A 20,656-nucleotide genomic window follows, 5' to 3' on the forward strand; every position below is an offset into this window, starting at 1 on the left:
GGAGGCGTAATGAATCTAAAAAAATATTTATCCAATCGTCCCCGTGGGTTTAAGTCTGAATTTGCTAAAAAGTTAGGTATTTCAAAGTCTTTTTTACGACAAGTAGAAACTGGTTATTCAAAAGCACCAATTTATTTGGCTAAGAAAATTGAAAAACTAACCAACAAGGAAATAAAAAAATCAGACATTCGCCCTGATGTATGGGGTTAATTTATCAGTATTTTATGTAAGAAAAACCATAAAAAACCAAAGGAAATTATGATTATGAAAAAAATCATTATTGGAATGATAGAGAAATGTCAAGGCGGTAAGTCAGCTGTTGCGGGCTTTCTTGGAATGACAGAGCAAGCATTAAACAACCGCTTATATCAAACAAAAGGACAACGTTTTACTTGTGAAGAGTTGATCGCTATTGAGGTTGAATACGGTGTGAGTGATTGGTCCGACGAAATTAATCGCCGTTTAGGGAAAGTAAGTTTTAGTGTACCTAAATCAACAGATACTGATCTTGTTGAACTTTCACAGTTACAACTACAAGAACTTGCTGAACGTGGAATTTTGTTTGCCAAACTGAATGAATTTTTAAGTGATGGCGTGCTAACTGAGGAAGAACAAGACGTGCTGCATAAGTTATTACACAAATCTCAGCAAACAACAGCAAAAGCGATTGAAGTCGCTATTGCGATTCATAAGCAATAAAAAACCACCGTTACAGCGATGGTTAATTAATATCGGAATAAAGTATGGATAAATTATCAATTATTTCAGGACAAAATGCAGGCATAAAAATCGACAGTGGTGAGATTGCAGAATTGCGCGGGAAACGACACGGCAATGTATTAAAGCTCGTGTGTGATTTGATTAAAGATGAAGTGTTGATGAAAGCAAATTGGAATAGTGAATTTACACAAGATAAGGTGGTGGGCTATGAGTTTTAATGCAGTTGCAAAAGCGGTTGATATTCCGTTATCAGGTAATCTCAAACTTGTATTTATTTTAATGGCAAACTACGCCGATGAAAAAGATTGCTGTTATCCAAGTCAGCAAACTTTGGCAAGACAAGCTGGATTATCAGTAAAAACGATTCAGCATGTTATCGAAAAATTAGAAGAACTTGGTTTTGTTAAAACCTTGAGAAGAGGCACGGGGAATATGCTTATTACGAAAAAGTGAACCAGTTATTTAATCGGAAATTCTCATTTAAAACACCGTGTCCGCATTGCATAGCGGAAAAAATCTCAAAATTGGAAAGTGATATTCAAGCTGTAAAATCCATTGAAACTGAGCATTTAAAAAAGTTTCAAATGTTCCTGTGCGTTTTTCTCATTGTGCTTTAAGTAACTATGAACCAGTAAACGGTATGCAGACAAATGGCTTGATCGTTTTGCAAAAGGGAGCGGGCTTGTATTTTGTGGTAAACCGGGTACGGGGAAAAATCATTTAGCTTGTGCGATTGCTAATAGCATCATTGAAAATCATCAGGCGAAAGTTTTTATTTCAACGGCTTTGCAGATTGCTCGAGATATAAAAAACTCTTGGAGTAAAGACAGCCAGATTAGCGAAGAAAAAGTAATTAAATTCTATACGGATAAAGATTTGCTGATTATTGATGAAATTGGCGTTCAGTTTGGCAGTGAAGCAGAGAAAATCATTCTTTTTGAAATCATCAATACATGTTATGAGCAGATGAAACCCACTATTTTAATCAGTAATTTATCTGAACAAGAGCTAGGGGATTATATTGGTGAACGAGTATTAGATCGGATGATGGAAGGGCAAGGTGCAATTATTGCATTTGATTGGGAGAGTTACAGAAAATGACCGTGCAACAATTTGATAGAGATATTTGGAAGTGCGATGGGTATAGAAACTAAACAACGCTTTTTCTTGCGTAACGCACGCATACAAGCAAAATGCGATTAGGGTAATACATTCCCTTGTCTTAGATGAAAAAAGCCCCGTAGTGGTCGAAATAAAGCCTTTAACGCATACGTTAGCACAGAATGCCAAATTACACGCAATATTAAGTGATATTGCAAGACAATGCGAATTTCAGGGGAAAAAAGCGAGATATTGAAAAGTGGAAAATGATTATGGTATCCGCTCATAAAATCGCAACGGGTGGACAAGCAGAAATGGCAATCGGGCTAGAGGGTGAAGTGATTAACTTGCGTGAAAGCACGGCACAAATGGGTGTAAAGCGGTTAGCTAGTTTAATTGATTATATTGAAGTGTGGGCGGTTAATCAGGGCGTGAGGTTTTCCGACCGTACGGGATTTTATGGATATTAAAAAACCGCACTTCGGTGCGGTTGGTTTTGGGAGATTTTTAGCGGTCGATTTTTACGGCTTTTGGATCGAATTGGCGTAGGTGCTTCAATACACGCCAGTTTGTCATTGGGTCGGCTTCAAATTCTTGAATAATGCGGTTTAATATTTGGTTTGTGGCACGCAGTACACTGAGATAGTCATAAGCTTGTCCGTAGATTTGCCCAGCCATATCTGACCTTAACATTTTAAAGATTTTGTGAATATGTTGGGATATTCCGGCGCCACATTTAAAAGCAAACCATAACCAAGCCATTTGTTGGAGTTCGTACTCGGTGAATTCAAAAGTATATTTTTTCTCTGGTTCGGGTAGGGTGAGTTGTTGGGGTTGTGAGCTAATACCGTTAATGATGAGCGTAAAGATAAATAAAGGCAAGGACTGCAACGCTACAGGCTATGGTTAATCGTTGGTAAGTTGGATCAAAAATATAATTTCTTATTAGCCAAGCTGCTGTGAAAGGTAATAAACATTGAATGGAGGTGAGTGTGAGAAAGATCAATTCTTCTTTTTCGTATTTTTTGTTGGTGGCGTATGTGGTGTTTTTTCTTTCACTTTAAAGAAATGCCTACGCTTGACAAAGGAGAATGTCAAGCACAGGGGGAATTAAAGTGCAAAGGCAACGTTATTTGCGATTTGTACTTTCTCAAGGCTTTGTTGAAAGCGTGGGTTGTTGTTGAGTTCCCATAAATCCACGTTGTTTTGCAAGTTGAGCCAGAACTCAGGTGTTGTGCCAAAGGCTTTAGAGAGTTTTACCGCCATTTCAAGGGTAACACGAGAGCTATTATTGACAAGGCTACTTGCGGTATTGCGATGAACATTAAGAATTATCGCTAAATCACCAATTTTAAGGTTTAACGGCTCAAGAAATTCAGCTTGTAAGATTTCTCCTACTGGGGTGGGTTTGCGTTGCATAGCTAACATAATGAACTCCTATACATCATAACGATGGGGATCTAAATATAAATCGGCAATCTCGCCGTTTTCAAATTTGAAAATCAGGCGGTATTGCTTATTAACACGAATTGAATAGCGTTTGTTGTCTTTGGGCTCAAGCAAATCAAGTCGATTTGCAGGTGGCACACGTAAATCGTTGAGATTTTCAGCCACATTGATCATATCCAGTTTGCGTGCCAGCACATTAGTTAAATTTGAGGGAATTTTACTGTGTGCCTCACCATATTGGAAAAAACGATACAGGTAATTATCACGAAAATGTGCTTGTGTAAGGTTAAACATTGTCTGTTCTTATGTATCAATATGGAGCTATTTTATTGTAAATATCTGCACAGTGCAAGTGTGTAATTGAGGGGTAATGAAAAAAAAGTTTAAGAGAAAATGTAAGATTTGTGGTGAACGTTTTGAAACCTACGACAGTTTTCGCCAATGGTGTAGCCCTGAATGTGGGGTAACACTAGCAAAGCAGAAGCAAGCAAAACAGCGTGAAAAAGCTGAACGTGAAAAAGTGCGATCGGAAAAAGCGAGAATTCGAGCGGTGAAAGAGGGGTTGAAAACACATAATCAGTTTATCAAAGAGGCACAAAGTGCGGTGAATAAATATATTCGTGTACGAGATGAGAATAAAGAATGTATTTCTTGTGGCACGCCATTGATTAGTGAGAAGTTGGGTGGTGGTTTTGACGCAGGGCATTTTCGTAGTCGAGGTTCAGCCCCGCATTTGCGGTTTTATACGTTAAATATTCACGGTCAATGCAAACGCTGTAATCGGTGGTTAAGCGGAAACTATCACGAATATCGCATTGGATTAATTGAACGCTTGGGGATTGAAAAGGTGCAAACTATCGAAAGCGACCAACGCCCACGGCATTATAGCGATGATGATTTAAGGCGGATTAAAAGAATTTTTGAGCGCAAAACGAAGTGGTTAGAAAAGCGAGGTAAGTAATGGAAGTAGTTTTCAATGATATTAAAAAAATCTGCATACAATGGGGTTATTGGGCCACCACACCACGATTAGGTACAGAATATCCTTGCCTTTCGGTAAGCATACCTGTACCACCTGATGAGAGTAAAAGACGGGTTGATCCAATCAGTGAGCTACTCGCTGAAGAAATTGAGCGTTGCGTGCTAGTGATGCGTAAAATTACACCTGAGCTTTATGAGTTATTTATGGCAACCTATGCTTATCGATTGCCAGTTTATACCGAATATGATCGTAATCGTGTACCAGTCAGAATCGGAATATTGGAAAGGTTTGGGATAAGCAAGGCTCAATATTTTAATCAAATTAAGATTGCTGAAATGTCATTAAAATTAATGTTAAGCCAGAATAAATGCCTCTTTTTAGCTTAGTATTAAAATTAGTTACAAAAGGTATTGAAACATTCTATTTTAGTAACTATGATTAGTACCATAAAATAAGGGAAAGACATATATAATGGGCAAATCAGAAAAATTATTAGAAAAACTCGCAAATGCAAAAACAACCTTTGTATGGGGTGATTTGCTTACTTTACTGGCTCGTTTAGGCTATGAGAAAAAAGAGATGGCTGGTTCCCGAGTGCGTTTTTATAATGTGGAAAAAGATCATTTAATTTTATTACATAAACCGCATCCTGAAAATTATATTAATTAAAGGTGGTGCATTAAAATCAGTTAAAGATGGTTTGAAAGGAGTTGGCTTATTATGACATTTCTAAAATATAAAGGGTATGTTGGCACAATAGAGGCAGATTTAGAAAATAATGTTCTTTTTGGTAAATTGGCGTATTTACGTGATCTGATTACCTATGAGGCGGAAACATTGCCTGAGTTAGAAAAAGAGTTTAGGACCTCAGTAGATATGTATTTACAAGATTGTGAGGAGTTGGGTCGCACACCTGATAAACCGTTTAAAGGTGTATTTAATGTACGTATCAGTGAAGAGCTTCATCGTAATGCAGTGCTCGCAGTGGGTGAATTAAGTTTAAATGCTTTCGTGAGTGAGGCTATTAAGGAAAAAGTCGAACGTTCTCAATTAATTCATAAAACTACTTGATTTGTCTAGACTAAAATACTACCATACTATTTATAGTGCGGTTTTGCATGTTTAAAACGCACGAATGAATTTTTTATAGCCCTGACTGGAAACGGTCGGGGCTTTTTTGTTGCCTCAAAAAGAGGATGCGGAGTATAAAAGTTATGAAGGATATGGGAACGCAAAGTTATATTTGGTCTAGCTTCGGGGGATTTATTGCGTGGCTGGGTGATCAGCAAAATCTAATGATATTAAGCCTTTCAATCGGTATCGTTACTGCACTTACTAATTTATATCAACGTTACTGGGAAGGACGAATAAAAAAACGTGATGAAGAGAGAAAAGAGGAAATTCATCAGCTTACTGTAGCAAGGTTAAAAAAAGGATTGGATATTAAATGAAGCATTTTAAGAAAGTTGCAAACATCTTACATTACAAGGGCATTTTATCTGTCCAAAACTAAGAAAAAGGCAGGAAAAGAATTATTGTTAGCTAATATTTTTGCAATCCCAAACGTACCTGTTGGTGGTAAGGTTAAACAGTGAATTTAATAGATAAGATAGATGGCCGCACAAAAGTGCGGTCATTTTTTAGTGGATTATGATAATTGTATTGTGCACAATTTTGTGACAGAACGTATTTTCTATATTTATTTAATTTCAATCACCAAATCTTCAACTGGGCGTCTAACTTTTTTCATATTAGCAATCCAATCTTTTTTTTCATCGGCATAACCGATATACATTAATGAAACACTTTTTAAGCCTTTTTGTGGCAGTTCAAGAACACGATCAACCAAATCATGGTCAAAACCTTCCACTGGGGTGGTATCAATTTTTAATTCTGCAGCTTGTGCTAAAGCAAGTCCAAGTGCTATGTATGTTTGATGTGCGGCATGAGCGAAATTACTTTCAGGCGATTGAACGAGTACACTTTTTTTCAATTTATCGGTGTAACTATTAAACCTTCCTCTTGGCAAGTCTCTTTCATCTGTGATGTAATTAAACATATCATCAATACGCTTTTCTGTATAATTATCCCACGCAGCAAAAATCATCACGTGAGAACAATCACGCATACAATCAGGATTCAGTGCTGATTCACTTAATTTATCTTTAATCGATTGATTTTCTACTAGGATAATTTTGAAAGGCTGTAAGCCAGATGAGGTTGGAGCAAGTCTCGCAGCCTCAATAATTTTATTGATATGTTCTTGAGAGACTTTTTTCCCTGCTTGATACGCTTTTACTGCATGGCGCCATTGTAAGTTTTTGATTAAATTTGACATATACTTTCCTTTTTTTATTTCTATTATTGAGCTAATTCAAGAATTTGTCTTGATACGGATAAATCATTCTTTTTATGTTCTCCTAAAGCAACCATATTATGTGCTTTTAGTTGATAAATAACATTATCAATATCCATCTCTCCTATATTTAAATTGCTAAAACGAATAGGAAGATCTAATTGAACGAAAAATTCCTCAGTTTTATTAATTGCTTGCATAATACGTTCATCTTCATTTCCATTAGAAATATGCCAAACATTTTTTGCATATTGGAGAAGCTTTTCTCTTTTATCTGCTTTTAGCACTTTCATTAAAGCAGGTAATATAATGGTAAGTGTTCTAGCATGATCGATTTTGTACAAAGAGGTTAATTCATGCCCAATTGCATGAGTGGACCAGTCTTGAGGGACACCAGTACCGATTAATCCATTTAATGCCATTGTTGCCGACCACATAATATTTTTACGTATTTCCATATTATCTGGTTGTGTTCTCACCGCTAATCCTTCTTCTATTAGAATTTTCAGCAAACTTTCAGCATAATGATCTTGTACTTTTGCATTTACTGGGTAGGTTAAATATTGTTCTATTACGTGAACAAATGCATCAGCGATACCATTCATTACCTGTTTCATTGGTAACGTTAAGGTTTTAGTTGGATCTAGTATAGAAAATATTGGATATGCTTTAGGATTACTAAATGAGAGTTTGGCTTTTTTCTCACTATTGTTAATAACACCACCTGCATTCATTTCTGAACCCGTTGCAGGAATGGTCAGAACGGTACCGATTGGAATGGCAGAATGGATCTCTTTTGTTCTATTTAAAAGTGCTTCCCAAGCTTTTGAATGATTGGCATTATCATCTAGCGTTGAAGTTAAAGCAATAAATTTTGTACCATCTAAAACAGAACCACCACCAACGGCAAGTAAGAAATTGATCTTTTCTTTATGTACGATCTCAACGGCTTTCATTAGAGTATCGAATTCAGGGTTTGGCTCAATGCCTCCAAACTCTAAAATATATCTTGATCCATTTTGTTTTAATGCGGTTTTAACTTCATCTAAGGTTCCAGTACGTTTTGCTGAACCACCACCAAAAGTGATTAAGACTCGGGCATCTTTAGGGACTAATTCTGATAATTTTTTGATTTGTCCTTCACCAAAAATGATTTTAACTGGATTGTAATATTCAAAATTATTCATATGGTTACCTACTATAAATTAAACACTGCGAGGCTAACGAGAGCTTTAAGTATATCAAAAATAGACCGTTCGTCTAGTTTTTTTTATTGCGTGATAAGAGGATGAATTGTTTCATGCCAGATATCTTCAAGGGGATGATTAGAATTACTTAATTTCGCTATGATACCTGCACCAAGCCAAGCATAATACCAATGACACGCCATCTTATAGGCATCAATATTGGTCGATATATCTCCAGATTCTTGTGCTTCTTTTATTCTATTAGTGATCCATTGAATAATTTCTTGATAACCAAGGTAAAGGGCGGTTCTCATTGTTTCTGATAGATCAGAGATTTCAGCACTGAGTTTAACAACTAAGCATCTGTTTGTATTGTTTTCAATGGTTTGATTATTTTTCCAAGAGGTAAAATAGTGAATAATTTTCTCTTTGGCACTGAGATCTTGTACTTCTATTTTTGATAGATTTTCTTTATACTTTTTAAAATAATATTCAATGAGCGACTTCCCAAATTCTTCCTTTGATGAAAAATAATGATAAAAAGATCCTTTAGGAATATTGGCTTCTTTTAATAATTGGGTTAGTCCAGTACAAGTAAAACCATTTTTTGAGATTAACTGATAACCAACAGATAAAATATGTATTTTGGTATCAGCAGATTTTTTATGTTTCATCGAAATACTCCAATATAAAATTTTATTTTATAGCATAGATGAATTTATTTGAAAAATAAAGAATTTACTATAGATACGTTTATTTATTGAAAAGTAAGAATAAGATAAGAAAAGATAAATTTAATTTTTTCAGTTAAGTATAATATTAATAAATTACTCACCTAATATTTGTAAAATTTTATAGGAAATAATTACAATAAAATCATTTAATAATATCAGTGTGATTAGAATATAAGGGTATTTCTATATGCTATCTTTGGTACTTTCGTTGAAGCGTGATGAAGAAAGAAGAGAGAAATTTTTTCAGCAGCCTGATGCTAAATCATTTCACGTCTTTTATGCGATAGATGCAAAAACAGAAAAAGGAAAGGAATGTATTCTTAACTATTTTGATTTTGAACAGGCGAAACAATTATATTATCGTGAGATTACATTAGGTGAAGCAGCGTGTACGCTTTCCCATTTATTGATGTATCGTTATTTTTTAGAATATTCACAGGAAGATTATTTAATTGTCTGTGAAGATGATGCCGTATTTAGTCCTGATTACCCCATTTTACACCAAATTATTCAACAACAATCTGAGTTTGATATTATTTTATTTGGTGAATCTAAAACAAATTGTTATCAAAAAGCTTGGGATTATCCATTTATTCAGCCAATACAACAAATTGATCGGTATAAATTAGGGCAATTACATTTTGATTATACAGCAGGTACAGTTGGGTATGTAGTAAGTCGTCGATTTATTGAAAATATCTTAAAACAAAATTTTGTTTATTGGCTGGCTGATGATTTTCAAATTATGATTGATAAAATTACAACGGAGAAGGAGAAATTTAACTTGGGCTATTTATATCCTAAGTTGGTGCTTGAAGATCCTGAAAATAGATCTAATTTAGAGCAAGAGCGATTATTAGCTCAGAAAAAGAATGAAAATTGTATTAGTGAGTTTTATCGTTATCGTAGTGAAAAATTTCTTAAAAAAATTAGCATTATTATTCCTATTTATAAGGCAGAAGATTTTATTGAGTTTACGCTTGAAAGTTGTATTCATCAAACATATAAAAATATAGAAGTCATTTTAGTTGATGATGGTTGTATAGATAATTCACTAAAATTAATTCAGCCTTATCTTACAGATCCTCGTATCAAGTTAATTCATCATCAATATAATCAAGGAACATTTCTAGCAAGAAAAACAGGTATTTTAGCCGCTACTGGTGATAATATTTTATTTTTAGATGCAGATGATATTTTGTTATTAAATGCTTGCGAAGAGTTAATTAAATTTGCTGATAATGATCTCGTTTTATTTAGAATATATTATGAAAGGTATAGGCGACATAATCCAATGAGATATAGCTATAACCTTAATGATTCTATTACAAAATTTTTTATGAATAATCGCTTACATATTGATTATTCATCAGCAGGAAAGTTATATAAACGAGAACTGCTACAAAAAACGATTTTGGAACTAGATTTTATTCAGACAAAATTTACTCTCGCAGAAGATGCTGTCTTATTTTTAGCGGCTATTCAAAAAATTAATAGCATATATTTTCATCAAAAAACTTTATATTTTTATCGGTTTAATCTTAATTCTGAAACAGTAAAAGATAATTTAGACGATAAATTGAAACAATATAGCTTAGCATTAAGCTATATTTTATTGATAAAGAATAAACAAGATAATCCTCAATTAAAAAAAGTATGTGATTTATTTTATTTACATATGGTAAAAGATTCTTATCGAATGAAATTAGGTGTAGAGCGTTATAGACATCGGTTAAATAGATTTTTTATGCGATTATTAAAAAATATAAATTTACCTTACTTAAGCCTAAAGTAAACTATCTTTAATAGCTGATTTTTTATGTTAAAAAACACGCTTAATCATATTATTTAAGCGTGTTTAATCTGTTAATTGAATTGAAGATCTTGGTTCTATTTTTGATATTTTAATTCTCCACCAACCCAACAAGCGGTCACTTCAAACTGATGATTAAATGCAGTGAGATTTGCGACTTTTCCTGCACTAATACTGCCCATTTGCGCATCGACTTTTATTGCTTTAGCAGGGTAGAGATTAGCCATACGTAAGGCTTCATCAAGTGGAATGTTTGCTTCATTGACACAATTTTTGATAGATTCAATCATTGTTACTGACGAACCACCAAGGGTGCCGTTAGCATCATAGCATTTGCCATTTTCTACATAGACTGTTTTGCCGACAAATTGGAAGTGATCAATTTCAGCACCAGCAGCGGCAGTGGCATCAGTAACTAAGCAGAGTTTTTCTTTTTTCGCTGCTTTATCAATCCGTAAGTTAGCATAATCAACGTGCATACCATCGGCGATAATACCGCAATAAATTTCACTTTCTAACACCGCACCAACAACGCCTAACTCACGTCCTGAAGAAATTGGCGACATAGCATTGTGTAAATGGGTGGCAAAACTTGCACCAGCCTTGATCGCCGCTTTCGCAGTAGCATAATCCGCATCGCTATGCCCAATTGAAACAATAATGCCTTGTTCAACAAATTGTGGAATATGGCGAGCCGTAGGGTTTTCAGCGGCTAACGTGATTTTAGTGATAATATCTGCATTTTGGCAGAGAAATTCTAACATTTCGGCTGAGATTTCACGAATATATTCTGGACGGTGTACACCTTTACGAGTAAGGCTTAAATAGGGACCTTCTAAGTGTAGTCCCAACGCTTGATTTTTAAACTGTTTACCTGTGTGATGTTTTGCGGCAAATTCTCGCATCACCTTAATTGCTTGTTTCATTTCTATATCTGGTGCAGTGATGAAGGTGGGTAGAAATGCAGTAGTACCAGATTTGAGATTTGTTTCCTGCATAATTTCTAATGTTTCAACTGATGTTTGATCGTTAAACATTACTCCACCACACCCATTTAATTGAAGGTCAATAAAACCAGCGGTTAAGTTTGCACCTTGTAAGTCAATTTGGTGTAAGGTTGGTGGTAGTTGTGATTGCCGAATGATTGCTTTGATTTGTTCTTGTTCAATAATCACAGCGTGATCGTAGAGAATTTTTTCTCCTGTATAGATAACAGCATTAGTAAGTGCAAAGGTTTTCATTGGATTATACATACTTGAGCCTATTTTATATTAGGATTAATCTTGAATATGAACACTATGAATTGCTCTTTTTTCTAATTCTTTGAAATATTTTACTGTTTTAACTTTTAATTCTTGTGTGGCTGCTTCATCACAGACAAAAATAGCACGCCGATGCATTTGCAATGCACTGATCGTCCATAAATGATTTACTGCACCTTCAACGCCAGCTTGTAGGGCTAGAGCTTTACGGTGGCCTGTAACTAGTAGCATTACCTCTTCCGCATCAAGTAAGGTTCCAACACCAATAGTAAGTGCATATTTAGGTACTTGATTAATATCATTATCAAAGAAACGTGAATTAGCAATTAAGGTATCTTCAGTTAACGTTTTTATGCGAGTTCTGGATGAGAGTGAGGAACCCGGTTCATTGAAAGCAATATGCCCGTCTTCACCAACCCCTCCCATAAATAAATGGATTTTACCGTATTGACGAATTTTATTTTCATAGCGTTGGCATTCTGCATCGTGATCTGCTGTATTTCCATCTAGTATATTAATGTTTTGTGGCTGAATATCGATATGGTTAAAGAAATTGTTATGCATAAAACTATGATAACTTTCTGGGTGTTCTTTAGGTAAACCAACATATTCATCCATATTAAAAGTAACGACATATTGAAAGCTGACATTACCATTTTGGTAATGCTGAATTAATTCACGATAGGTGTCTAATGGTGTACCACCTGTTGGTAAACCTAAAACAAAAGGGTTTTCTGCGGTTGGCTGGAATTGATTAATTTTATCAACGATATATTGAGCCGCCCATTTCGCTACTTGTTTTGCATTATCTAATGGAATTAAACGCATTTTATATCTCTCCTCTAAGATGAGTTTTGATTGATACTATATTATTGTTATTGTTGAATACTTTTTCGCTATTATAGTCTTCTAACATAAAAAGTCTAACAAAAATGAAGTGTTTTTATCATTTTGTTTATTTTTATTGAAGTTTTTCTTGATTTTAATTCTCTAACATTCACAGATTGAGAAGATTAGTGATAGAATACCGCTATTTTTTAATTAGAATTTATTGAGAAAACACGAATAGAAAATATGTCAGTAGGAAATCTTTATATCATCTCAGCACCAAGTGGTGCAGGAAAATCTTCTTTAATTTCCGCATTATTACAGCAACATCCTAGCTATGAAATGCAGGTATCTATTTCACATACCACCCGCCAACCTCGTCCGGGAGAAGAAGACGGCAAACATTATTATTTTGTTACTCATCAACAATTTAAACAATTAATTGCTGAAGGGGCATTTCTAGAATATGCAGAAGTTTTTGGTAATTATTATGGAACATCATTGCCTATGATTAAACGATCTTTGCAGCAAGGCATTGATGTTTTTTTAGATATTGATTGGCAAGGAGCAAGACAGATACGTAAGCAGTTACCACAGGCAAAAAGTATTTTTATCTTACCTCCTTCATTACCTGAATTAGAAAGGCGTTTAATTGGACGAGGACAGGATCAGCCAGAGGTAATTGCTAGCCGTATGGAAAAAGCGATCAGTGAAATTAGTCATTATGATGAATATGATTATTTAATCATTAATGATGATTTTGATCAGGCTTTAACCGAAATTAAGGTGATTTTAAAAGCAGAAAAGTTAAAAGCAGCGAGACAAAAACTTCGCCATCAATTATTAATTGAGCAACTACTAGCGAAAGGGACGAACCTTTAGTATCATATCAACCTTTTAACATTAATAAAATTTACATATTAGACAATATCAACGGAGAAGAAAATGGCAAGAGTTACAGTACAAGATGCTGTTGAAAAAGTGGGAAATCGTTTTGATTTGATTTTAACAGCCGCTCGTCGTGCAAGAGAATTACAATTACATGTTCGTGAACCTTTAGTTGCAGAAGAAAATGATAAGCCAACTGTGATTGCATTACGTGAAATTGAAGCAGGCTTAATTAATAATGAAATTATGGATAATCAAGAACGCCATGATGCTTTAGAAGTTGAAAATAACGAATTACATGCAGTTTCTTTACTTTCAGAAATTGAATAATTGAATTTAGTGATCAGTAATAGTTTTGCTACCACGCCTTTGGGGAATAGTATGTATTTATTTGAACCTTTAAATGTGATAATTCAGGGCTATTTACCTGCCAAACAGATTGAGTTGGTCAAACGTGCATTTGTTGTAGCTCGTGATGCTCATGAAGGGCAAACACGTTCAAGTGGTGAACCTTACATTACTCACCCTGTTGCGGTAGCATCTATTTTGGCTGAAATGAAATTAGATCACGAAGCAATAATGGCTGCATTATTGCATGATGTGATTGAAGATACGCCTTATACAGAAGCCCAGCTTACGGCAGAATTTGGTAAAAGCGTGGCTGAAATTGTAGAAGGGGTTTCTAAATTAGATAAATTAAAATTCCGTACACGTAAAGAAGCGGAAGCAGAGAATTTTCGCAAGATGATTTTAGCTATGACTCAGGATATTCGAGTTGTGCTAATTAAACTGGCAGATCGTACGCATAATATGCGGACGTTAGGTGCATTACGTCCGGATAAACGGCGTAGAATAGCAAAAGAGACATTGGAAATTTATAGTCCTTTAGCTCATCGTCTAGGTATAGAACATATTAAGAATGAACTTGAAGATTTAGGTTTTGAAGCACTCTACCCAAATCGTTATCATGTTTTACAAAAAGTCATTCAAACTGCTCGGGGTAATCGTAAAGAGATGATCCAACGTATTACTGACGAGATTAAAGGGCGGTTAGATGATATCAATATTAACGCAAGGGTTTTTGGTAGAGAAAAGCACCTGTATTCAATTTATCAGAAAATGCGTTTAAAAGAACAACGCTTTTATTCCATTATGGATATTTATGCGTTTCGGGTTGTCGTACAAGATTTAGATACTTGTTATCGCTGTTTAGGACAAATGCACGCTTTGTATAAGCCACGTCCGGGACGGGTAAAAGATTATATTGCCGTACCAAAAGCAAATGGCTATCAGTCATTACATACTTCAATGATAGGCCCGCATGGTGTACCAGTTGAAGTGCAAATTCGCACTGAAGATATGGATCAAATGGCAGAGATGGGGGTTGCAGCACATTGGGCATATAAACAAGGTGGGAAGAATGATCATACTACCGTTCAGATCCGAGCTCAACGCTGGTTACAAAGTATTATTGAATTACAGCAAAGTGCTGGTAATTCTTTTGAGTTTATTGAGAATGTAAAATCAGATCTTTTCCCAGATGAAATTTATGTTTTTACGCCTAAAGGTCGTATTGTTGAATTACCTGCAGGTGCAACACCAGTCGATTTTGCTTATGCCGTGCATACCGATATAGGGCAAACTTGTATTGGTGCTAGAGTTGATCGAGAACCTTATGCACTTTCTCAACCACTACAAAATGGGCAAACGGTTGATATTATAACTGCACCAGCAGCACGTCCGAGTGCCTCTTGGTTAAATTTTGTTGTAACCGCCAAAGCTCGTTCTAAAATTAGGCAAATGTTAAAGTCATTGAAACGTGAAGAAGCGGTAATGTTAGGGCGGCGGCAGTTAGCTCATACTTTATCACCAACTAAATTAGAAGATATTGATCCAAAAATTATTGCGGGATTATTAGAGGATTTAAAACTGCAATCATTAGAGGATTTGTTAGCTGAAATTGGGTTGGGAAATCATCTCGGTGGTGTTATCGCTCATCGTTTATTGGGCGGTATTTTAGAAATAAACACTGACAAGCAAGATAATCATATTGAGACAGAACAAATATTACCAATTAAAGGTAGTGATGGTCTTTTAACTAGCTTTGCGAAATGTTGTCATCCAATTCCCGGGGATTTGATCATCGCTCATGTTAGCCCGGGAAAAGGATTAGTTATTCATCACGAAAATTGTGCTAACTTACGTCATCGCCGAGAAATGTCAGAGCATTATATGGCGGTAGAATGGGATAAAACCGAAGCTAAACTTGATTTTGAAGCAGAATTAAGAGTAGAGATGCTTAATCAACATGGTGTTTTTGCAAATTTAACTTCAGTGATTACCTCGGCAGAGAGTAATATTCGTAGTATCTGGACTGATGAAAGAGAAGGGCGAATTTATCAAGTATTTATTTTATTGACTGTGCGAGATTGCGAACATTTGGCAACTATTATGCGTAAAATTAAAGCAATACAAGGTGTGCTAGAGGTTGTACGCAATATCAATGAATAAGTATGAAAGGACAATGGTTAGATGCTGTACCTCTGACAAGTTTATCTGGTATAGGAGCAAGTACAGCTGAAAAGTTAGCTCGCTTAGGCATTAATAATATTCAAGATCTACTATTTCATCTTCCCTCTCGTTATGAAGATCGAACTTCCGTTACGCCACTAATCCAATTACGCCCAGAAAGTTACGCAACGATTGAAGGGGTTGTACAAATGAGTGAAACACATTTTGGACGCCGACCGATGTTAATCGTGGCACTTTCAGATGGCACTTCTAAAATCACCTTACGATTTTTTAATTTTAATGCAGGTATAAAAAATAGTTTGAGTGTTGGAACGAGGATTAAAGCATTTGGTGAAATTAAACGTGGGCGTTTTATGCTTGAAATGCACCACCCAGAATATCACATCATCAGAAATAATACCCCTTTAAAATTAGAAGAAACATTAACGCCCATTTATCCTACAACGGAAGGATTAAAGCAATCATCTTGGCGAAAATTAACAGATCAAGCATTGCAGTTATTAGAGAAATTACCAGTCGAAGAACTAATATCTTATCAGGCTGATTTTGGGCAATATAGTTTAAAGCAGGCATTAAAATGTTTACATCGACCACCACCTGATATTTCATTAGCATTATTGGAAAAAGGTCAGCATCCAGCACAAAAGCGTTTAATTTTTGAAGAGTTAGTCGCATATAATATTTCAATGCTAAAAGTACGATCAGATACGCAAAAATTTCGTGCAGTACCTTTGAAAACAGATATTGAATTAAAGAAACGTTTTTTAGCGACACTCCCTTTTCAACCAACACAGGCACAAAGTAGAGTTGTGAGTGAAATAGAACAGGATTTGGCTCGATCTTATCCGATGATGAGGTTAGTGCAAGGCGATGTTGGTTCAGGCAAAACTTTGGTAGCGGCTTTAGTTGCACTTACCGCACTTTCTCACTCTAAACAGGTGGCATTAATGGCACCAACAGAGATTTTAGCCGAACAACATGCCTCAAATTTTCAAGGCTGGTTTGAATCATTAGGGATTAAAGTCGGTTGGTTAGCTGGTAAGGTAAAAGGAAAAGCTAAAGAGAGAGAATTAGCACGTATTAAAAGTGGTGAAGTTCAAATGATTGTTGGAACTCACGCACTTTTTCAAGAGAGTGTTGAGTTTGCCGATTTAGGGCTAATTATTATTGATGAACAACACCGTTTTGGCGTACAACAACGTTTAATGTTACGTGAAAAAGGTGCGAAAGCTCAACAATATCCCCATCAGTTGATTATGACAGCAACACCGATTCCTAGAACGTTAGCGATGACAACCTATGCTGATTTAGATATCTCAATTATTGATCAGCTTCCACCTGGCAGAACCCCGATTAAAACGGTTGCAATAGCTGAAGATCGTCGAGGTGAAATTGTTCAACGTGTCCAACACGCTTGTCAACAACAGCATCGCCAAGTTTATTGGGTTTGTACCTTAATTGATGAATCTGAAGTATTGGAAGCTCAAGCTGCTGAAGCAACAGCTGAAGATTTACGCCGAGCATTACCTAGCCTAAATATAGGCTTAGTACACGGTAGAATGAAAGCAAATGAAAAACAAGCCGTGATGGCAGAATTTAAAGATGGCAAGATTGACTTACTGGTAGCAACAACAGTCATTGAAGTTGGGGTTGATGTGCCAAATGCAAGTTTAATGATTATTGAAAATGCAGAACGTTTAGGTTTGTCTCAGTTACATCAGCTTCGTGGACGAGTTGGTCGAGGTAGTACAGCTTCTTTTTGTGTCTTAATGTATAAATCTCCCTTAGGGAAAGTTTCACAAAAACGTTTACAAGTGTTACGTGATAGCCAAGATGGTTTTGTGATTGCTGAAAAGGATCTAGAAATTAGAGGACCCGGAGAGGTATTAGGGATTAAACAAACAGGAATGGTGGAATTCAAAATTGCAAATTTGGTTAGAGATCGCAAATTGATTCCAGCAGTGAAATACTATGCTGAACAATTATTCCAAGAAAATCCTCACCTAGCGGATCAGCTAGTTGCTCGCTGGTTAGCACAAAGGACAATATATAGTAATGCTTAGAAAAGAACTTGAACTGGATTATTATAGAACTTGGTTACAACAAGATGATTGGCAGAGAGAGTTTTCATTTTTGCCCCAAAAGATCAGAGTATGGTTAGAAGAACAAAATTCACTCACGGCGAAATTAAAACTTTATTTTCCTGAATTACAGGTTCACTTGATTTCAGAAGGATGGATTAAAGCCGAAAAAATAAATGCTGATGGTTGGTTAAGAGAAGTGATATTAAAACATCGTGCGAGAAAATTAGTTTTTGCACAAACTTTTATTCCTGAAAAAACAGCAAATTCTGTTGCTAAACCTTTATTAAGTATCGGAGCAAAACCAATAGGTGAATGGTTATTTAAGCAAAAGTTAAGAAGAGAAGATTTGAAATGGAAACAAGATCCCATTAGTGGTAATTATGCGAGAAAATCAAGACTAAAGATATTGGGGCAGCCATTAGAAGTATCAGAAATGTTTTTTAATCTAGAAGATTATTAGGATTATCACACTGAATGATAATATTTAGTGTTTAATTTAAACATAAAGTTTGAAAATTAAACAAAGAAAACAAAATTTTAAAAAATTTATAAAAAAGCCTTGCAAGACAAATAAAAATCTCTATAATGCCGCCTCACGCAACGACGGTAGGAAAACAGTAAAAAAGATTAATTGAAAAATCTTGATTATTGTTTAACTTAGAAAAAGTTTTTATTTTTTTAATTAAACGTTGTTGACAGTGGTAAGGTAAGCAAGTAGAATATGCAACCTTATCTCTCAAGCGAGGCTTGAGATAATGTTCTTTAAAAAGTCATCAGACAATCTGTGTGGGCACTTGGAGGCGTTGAGGCGTCCGAGAGTGCTGAAGAAGAAGTCAGTAAGAGCGGATGTCGATTCAAGAATTGAAAGATTAAAAAGATTAAATTGAAGAGTTTGATCATGGCTCAGATTGAACGCTGGCGGCAGGCTTAACACATGCAAGTCGAACGGTAGCAGGTAAGTACTTGTACTTACGCTGACGAGTGGCGGACGGGTGAGTAAAGCTTGGGAATCTGGCTTATGGAGGGGGATAACCATTGGAAACGATGGCTAATACCGCATAGTATCGAGAGATTAAAGGGTGGGACTTTTAGCCACCTGCCATAAGATGAGCCCAAGTGAGATTAGGTAGTTGGTGGGGTAAGAGCCTACCAAGCCGACGATCTCTAGCTGGTCTGAGAGGATGACCAGCCACACTGGGACTGAGACACGGCCCAGACTCCTACGGGAGGCAGCAGTGGGGAATATTGCGCAATGGGGGGAACCCTGACGCAGCCATGCCGCGTGAATGAAGAAGGCCTTCGGGTTGTAAAGTTCTTTCGGTGATGAGGAAGGTGTATTGTTTAATAGATAATGCAATTGACGTTAGTCACAGAAGAAGCACCGGCTAACTCCGTGCCAGCAGCCGCGGTAATACGGAGGGTGCGAGCGTTAATCGGAATAACTGGGCGTAAAGGGCACGCAGGCGGATGGATAAGTGAGATGTGAAAGCCCTGGGCTTAACCTGGGAACTGCATTTCAGACTGTTCATCTAGAGTTTTGTAGAGAGGGGTAGAATTCCACGTGTAGCGGTGAAATGCGTAGAGATGTGGAGGAATACCGGAGGCGAAGGCGGCCCCTTGGACAAGAACTGACGCTCATGTGCGAAAGCGTGGGGAGCAAACAGGATTAGATACCCTGGTAGTCCACGCTGTAAACGATGTCGATTTGGGGGTTGGACATAGTTCTGGCTCTCGTAGCTAACGTGATAAATCGACCGCCTGGGGAGTACGGCCGCAAGGTTAAAACTCAAATGAATTGACGGGGGCCCGCACAAGCGGTGGAGCATGTGGTTTAATTCGATGCAACGCGAAGAACCTTACCTACTCTTGACATCCTAAGAAGGTCTTAGAGATAAGACTGTGCCTTCGGGAGCTTAGAGACAGGTGCTGCATGGCTGTCGTCAGCTCGTGTTGTGAAATGTTGGGTTAAGTCCCGCAACGAGCGCAACCCTTATCCTTTGTTGCCAGCGATTAGGTCGGGAACTCAAAGGAGACTGCCGGTGACAAACCGGAGGAAGGTGGGGATGACGTCAAGTCATCATGGCCCTTACGAGTAGGGCTACACACGTGCTACAATGGCGTATACAGAGGGAGGCGAAGCTGCGAAGTGGAGCGAACCCCAGAAAGTGCGTCGTAGTCCGGATTGGAGTCTGCAACTCGACTCCATGAAGTCGGAATCGCTAGTAATCGCGAATCAGAATGTCGCGGTGAATACGTTCCCGGGCCTTGTACACACCGCCCGTCACACCATGGGAGTGGGTTGTACCAGAAGTAGATAGCTTAACCGCGAGGGGGGCGTTTACCACGGTATGATTCATGACTGGGGTGAAGTCGTAACAAGGTAACCGTAGGGGAACCTGCGGTTGGATCACCTCCTTACCGAAAAGAGGTCTTTGGGTGCTCACACAGATTGTTTGATGGGAAGTAAAGATAACGATAACCAACACATTGGGTCTGTAGCTCAGGTGGTTAGAGCGCACCCCTGATAAGGGTGAGGTCGGTGGTTCAAGTCCACTCAGACCCACCACTGAGACATTCAGTGAGGAAGCAATGTGGGAATTGGGGATATAGCTCAGCTGGGAGAGCGCCTGCCTTGCACGCAGGAGGTCAGCGGTTCGATCCCGCTTATCTCCACCAATTTAGTTATTGCTAAGCATTTTTGTATTCTATGGTTTTCTTTT

22 protein-coding genes, 2 tRNA genes, 1 rRNA gene and 3 pseudogenes are annotated in these 20,656 nt (G+C 36.8%); 20 read left to right on the top strand and 8 right to left on the bottom strand.

Going from position 1 to position 20,656, the window contains the following annotated elements; all coding sequences use genetic code 11:
- Window positions 1-9 precede the first annotated feature (9 nt).
- From CEP47_RS00860 to CEP47_RS00885, 6 genes and pseudogenes are all read left to right on the top strand, one after another.
- Complete coding sequence (locus CEP47_RS00860; protein WP_261919850.1) at window positions 10-210, top strand: helix-turn-helix domain-containing protein; 201 nt, start codon at window positions 10-12, stop codon at window positions 208-210.
- A gap of 48 nt (window positions 211-258) precedes the next feature.
- Window positions 259-699, top strand: a complete 441-nt coding sequence (locus tag CEP47_RS00865) for a YmfL family putative regulatory protein (RefSeq protein WP_261919849.1) — start codon at window positions 259-261, stop codon at window positions 697-699.
- Between the two features lie 44 nt (window positions 700-743).
- Window positions 744-938 carry a hypothetical protein gene (locus CEP47_RS00870; RefSeq protein ID WP_261919848.1) on the top strand — a complete coding sequence of 65 codons (195 nt, stop codon included), beginning with the start codon at window positions 744-746 and terminating at the stop codon, window positions 936-938.
- A complete protein-coding gene (locus CEP47_RS00875; RefSeq protein WP_261919847.1) occupies window positions 928-1,173 on the top strand; it encodes a helix-turn-helix domain-containing protein in 246 nt (81 codons plus the stop codon). Before CEP47_RS00870 ends, CEP47_RS00875 begins: the two co-directional genes overlap by 11 nt.
- A gap of 234 nt (window positions 1,174-1,407) precedes the next feature.
- Window positions 1,408-1,821, top strand: a pseudogene (locus CEP47_RS00880) (ATP-binding protein); the annotation flags it as partial.
- A gap of 42 nt (window positions 1,822-1,863) precedes the next feature.
- A pseudogene (locus CEP47_RS00885) lies at window positions 1,864-2,291 on the top strand (recombination protein NinB).
- A gap of 37 nt (window positions 2,292-2,328) precedes the next feature.
- On the opposite strand, the pseudogene CEP47_RS00890 reads toward CEP47_RS00885, so the two are convergent.
- From CEP47_RS00890 to CEP47_RS00900, 3 genes and pseudogenes are all read right to left on the bottom strand, one after another.
- Window positions 2,329-2,658, bottom strand: a pseudogene (locus CEP47_RS00890) (P22AR C-terminal domain-containing protein); the annotation flags it as partial.
- A gap of 273 nt (window positions 2,659-2,931) precedes the next feature.
- Window positions 2,932-3,249: a HigA family addiction module antitoxin gene (locus tag CEP47_RS00895; RefSeq protein WP_261919845.1), complete on the bottom strand. Its 318-nt coding sequence runs from the start codon at window positions 3,247-3,249 to the stop codon at window positions 2,932-2,934.
- A gap of 9 nt (window positions 3,250-3,258) precedes the next feature.
- Window positions 3,259-3,564: a type II toxin-antitoxin system RelE/ParE family toxin gene (locus CEP47_RS00900; RefSeq protein ID WP_261919844.1), complete on the bottom strand. Its 306-nt coding sequence runs from the start codon at window positions 3,562-3,564 to the stop codon at window positions 3,259-3,261.
- Window positions 3,565-3,640: 76 nt separating this feature from the next.
- Here CEP47_RS00900 and CEP47_RS00905 point away from each other — a divergent pair, with 76 nt between their 5' ends.
- The 5 genes from CEP47_RS00905 (at window position 3,641) to CEP47_RS00925 (ending at window position 5,703) form a co-directional block, all read left to right on the top strand.
- Window positions 3,641-4,231 carry a recombination protein NinG gene (locus CEP47_RS00905; RefSeq protein WP_261919843.1) on the top strand — a complete coding sequence of 197 codons (591 nt, stop codon included), beginning with the start codon at window positions 3,641-3,643 and terminating at the stop codon, window positions 4,229-4,231.
- Entirely contained in the window at window positions 4,231-4,638 is a 408-nt protein-coding gene (locus CEP47_RS00910; protein WP_261919842.1) for a hypothetical protein, read from the top strand. The genes CEP47_RS00905 and CEP47_RS00910 overlap by 1 nt, the downstream gene beginning before the upstream one ends.
- Before the next feature lie 85 nt (window positions 4,639-4,723).
- Window positions 4,724-4,921, top strand: a complete 198-nt coding sequence (locus CEP47_RS00915; protein ID WP_261919841.1) for a type II toxin-antitoxin system HicA family toxin — start codon at window positions 4,724-4,726, stop codon at window positions 4,919-4,921.
- A 51-nt stretch (window positions 4,922-4,972) separates the two neighbouring features.
- Window positions 4,973-5,323, top strand: a complete 351-nt coding sequence (locus CEP47_RS00920) for a type II toxin-antitoxin system HicB family antitoxin (protein WP_261919840.1) — start codon at window positions 4,973-4,975, stop codon at window positions 5,321-5,323.
- 143 nt (window positions 5,324-5,466) lie between these two features.
- Entirely contained in the window at window positions 5,467-5,703 is a 237-nt protein-coding gene (locus CEP47_RS00925) for a hypothetical protein (RefSeq protein ID WP_261919839.1), read from the top strand.
- A gap of 248 nt (window positions 5,704-5,951) precedes the next feature.
- Here the strand turns inward: CEP47_RS00925 and CEP47_RS00930 are convergent, their stop codons facing one another.
- The 3 genes from CEP47_RS00930 to CEP47_RS00940 all read right to left on the bottom strand — a co-directional run bounded on the left by CEP47_RS00930 (window position 5,952) and on the right by CEP47_RS00940 (window position 8,469).
- Window positions 5,952-6,590 carry a nitroreductase family protein gene (locus tag CEP47_RS00930; protein ID WP_261919838.1) on the bottom strand — a complete coding sequence of 213 codons (639 nt, stop codon included), beginning with the start codon at window positions 6,588-6,590 and terminating at the stop codon, window positions 5,952-5,954.
- A 23-nt stretch (window positions 6,591-6,613) separates the two neighbouring features.
- Window positions 6,614-7,795: an iron-containing alcohol dehydrogenase gene (locus tag CEP47_RS00935; protein WP_261919837.1), complete on the bottom strand. Its 1,182-nt coding sequence runs from the start codon at window positions 7,793-7,795 to the stop codon at window positions 6,614-6,616.
- An 83-nt stretch (window positions 7,796-7,878) separates the two neighbouring features.
- Window positions 7,879-8,469, bottom strand: coding sequence for a TetR/AcrR family transcriptional regulator (locus CEP47_RS00940; RefSeq protein WP_261919836.1), 591 nt, complete (start codon window positions 8,467-8,469; stop codon window positions 7,879-7,881).
- A gap of 247 nt (window positions 8,470-8,716) precedes the next feature.
- On the opposite strand from CEP47_RS00940, the gene CEP47_RS00945 reads away from it, so the two are divergent.
- Window positions 8,717-10,324 (top strand): glycosyltransferase, encoded by a 1,608-nt coding sequence (locus CEP47_RS00945; protein ID WP_261919835.1) that lies wholly within the window; start codon window positions 8,717-8,719, stop codon window positions 10,322-10,324.
- Window positions 10,325-10,419: 95 nt separating this feature from the next.
- Here CEP47_RS00945 and nagA read toward each other — a convergent pair whose 3' ends face one another.
- Both nagA and nagB read right to left on the bottom strand, forming a co-directional pair.
- On the bottom strand, window positions 10,420-11,583 hold the full coding sequence (gene nagA, locus CEP47_RS00950; protein ID WP_261921019.1) for an N-acetylglucosamine-6-phosphate deacetylase: 1,164 nt from the start codon (window positions 11,581-11,583) through the stop codon (window positions 10,420-10,422).
- 36 nt (window positions 11,584-11,619) lie between these two features.
- The gene (nagB, locus tag CEP47_RS00955; RefSeq protein ID WP_261919834.1) at window positions 11,620-12,432 is read right to left on the bottom strand and encodes a glucosamine-6-phosphate deaminase; all 813 of its coding nucleotides are present in this window, start codon (window positions 12,430-12,432) and stop codon (window positions 11,620-11,622) included.
- Between the two features lie 246 nt (window positions 12,433-12,678).
- On the opposite strand from nagB, the gene gmk reads away from it, so the two are divergent.
- From gmk to CEP47_RS00995, 8 genes are all read left to right on the top strand, one after another.
- The gene (gene gmk, locus CEP47_RS00960; protein WP_261919833.1) at window positions 12,679-13,314 is read left to right on the top strand and encodes a guanylate kinase; all 636 of its coding nucleotides are present in this window, start codon (window positions 12,679-12,681) and stop codon (window positions 13,312-13,314) included.
- 63 nt (window positions 13,315-13,377) lie between these two features.
- The gene (gene rpoZ, locus CEP47_RS00965) at window positions 13,378-13,650 is read left to right on the top strand and encodes a DNA-directed RNA polymerase subunit omega (RefSeq protein WP_261919832.1); all 273 of its coding nucleotides are present in this window, start codon (window positions 13,378-13,380) and stop codon (window positions 13,648-13,650) included.
- Window positions 13,651-13,701: 51 nt separating this feature from the next.
- Window positions 13,702-15,831, top strand: coding sequence for a bifunctional GTP diphosphokinase/guanosine-3',5'-bis pyrophosphate 3'-pyrophosphohydrolase (spoT, locus tag CEP47_RS00970; protein WP_261919831.1), 2,130 nt, complete (start codon window positions 13,702-13,704; stop codon window positions 15,829-15,831).
- Window positions 15,832-15,833: 2 nt separating this feature from the next.
- Entirely contained in the window at window positions 15,834-17,915 is a 2,082-nt protein-coding gene (gene recG / locus CEP47_RS00975; RefSeq protein ID WP_261919830.1) for an ATP-dependent DNA helicase RecG, read from the top strand.
- A complete protein-coding gene (locus CEP47_RS00980) occupies window positions 17,908-18,396 on the top strand; it encodes a chorismate--pyruvate lyase family protein (RefSeq protein ID WP_261919829.1) in 489 nt (162 codons plus the stop codon). The genes recG and CEP47_RS00980 overlap by 8 nt, the downstream gene beginning before the upstream one ends.
- A 420-nt stretch (window positions 18,397-18,816) precedes the next feature.
- Window positions 18,817-20,354, top strand: a 16S ribosomal RNA gene (locus tag CEP47_RS00985).
- A 71-nt stretch (window positions 20,355-20,425) separates the two neighbouring features.
- Window positions 20,426-20,502 (top strand) — tRNA-Ile (locus CEP47_RS00990).
- Window positions 20,503-20,536: 34 nt separating this feature from the next.
- A tRNA-Ala gene (locus CEP47_RS00995) sits at window positions 20,537-20,612 on the top strand.
- Window positions 20,613-20,656: the final 44 nt, after the last annotated feature.

Origin of the sequence: Mergibacter septicus (genome assembly GCF_003265225.1) — a bacterium.
Classification (GTDB): domain Bacteria; phylum Pseudomonadota; class Gammaproteobacteria; order Enterobacterales; family Pasteurellaceae; genus Mergibacter; species Mergibacter septicus.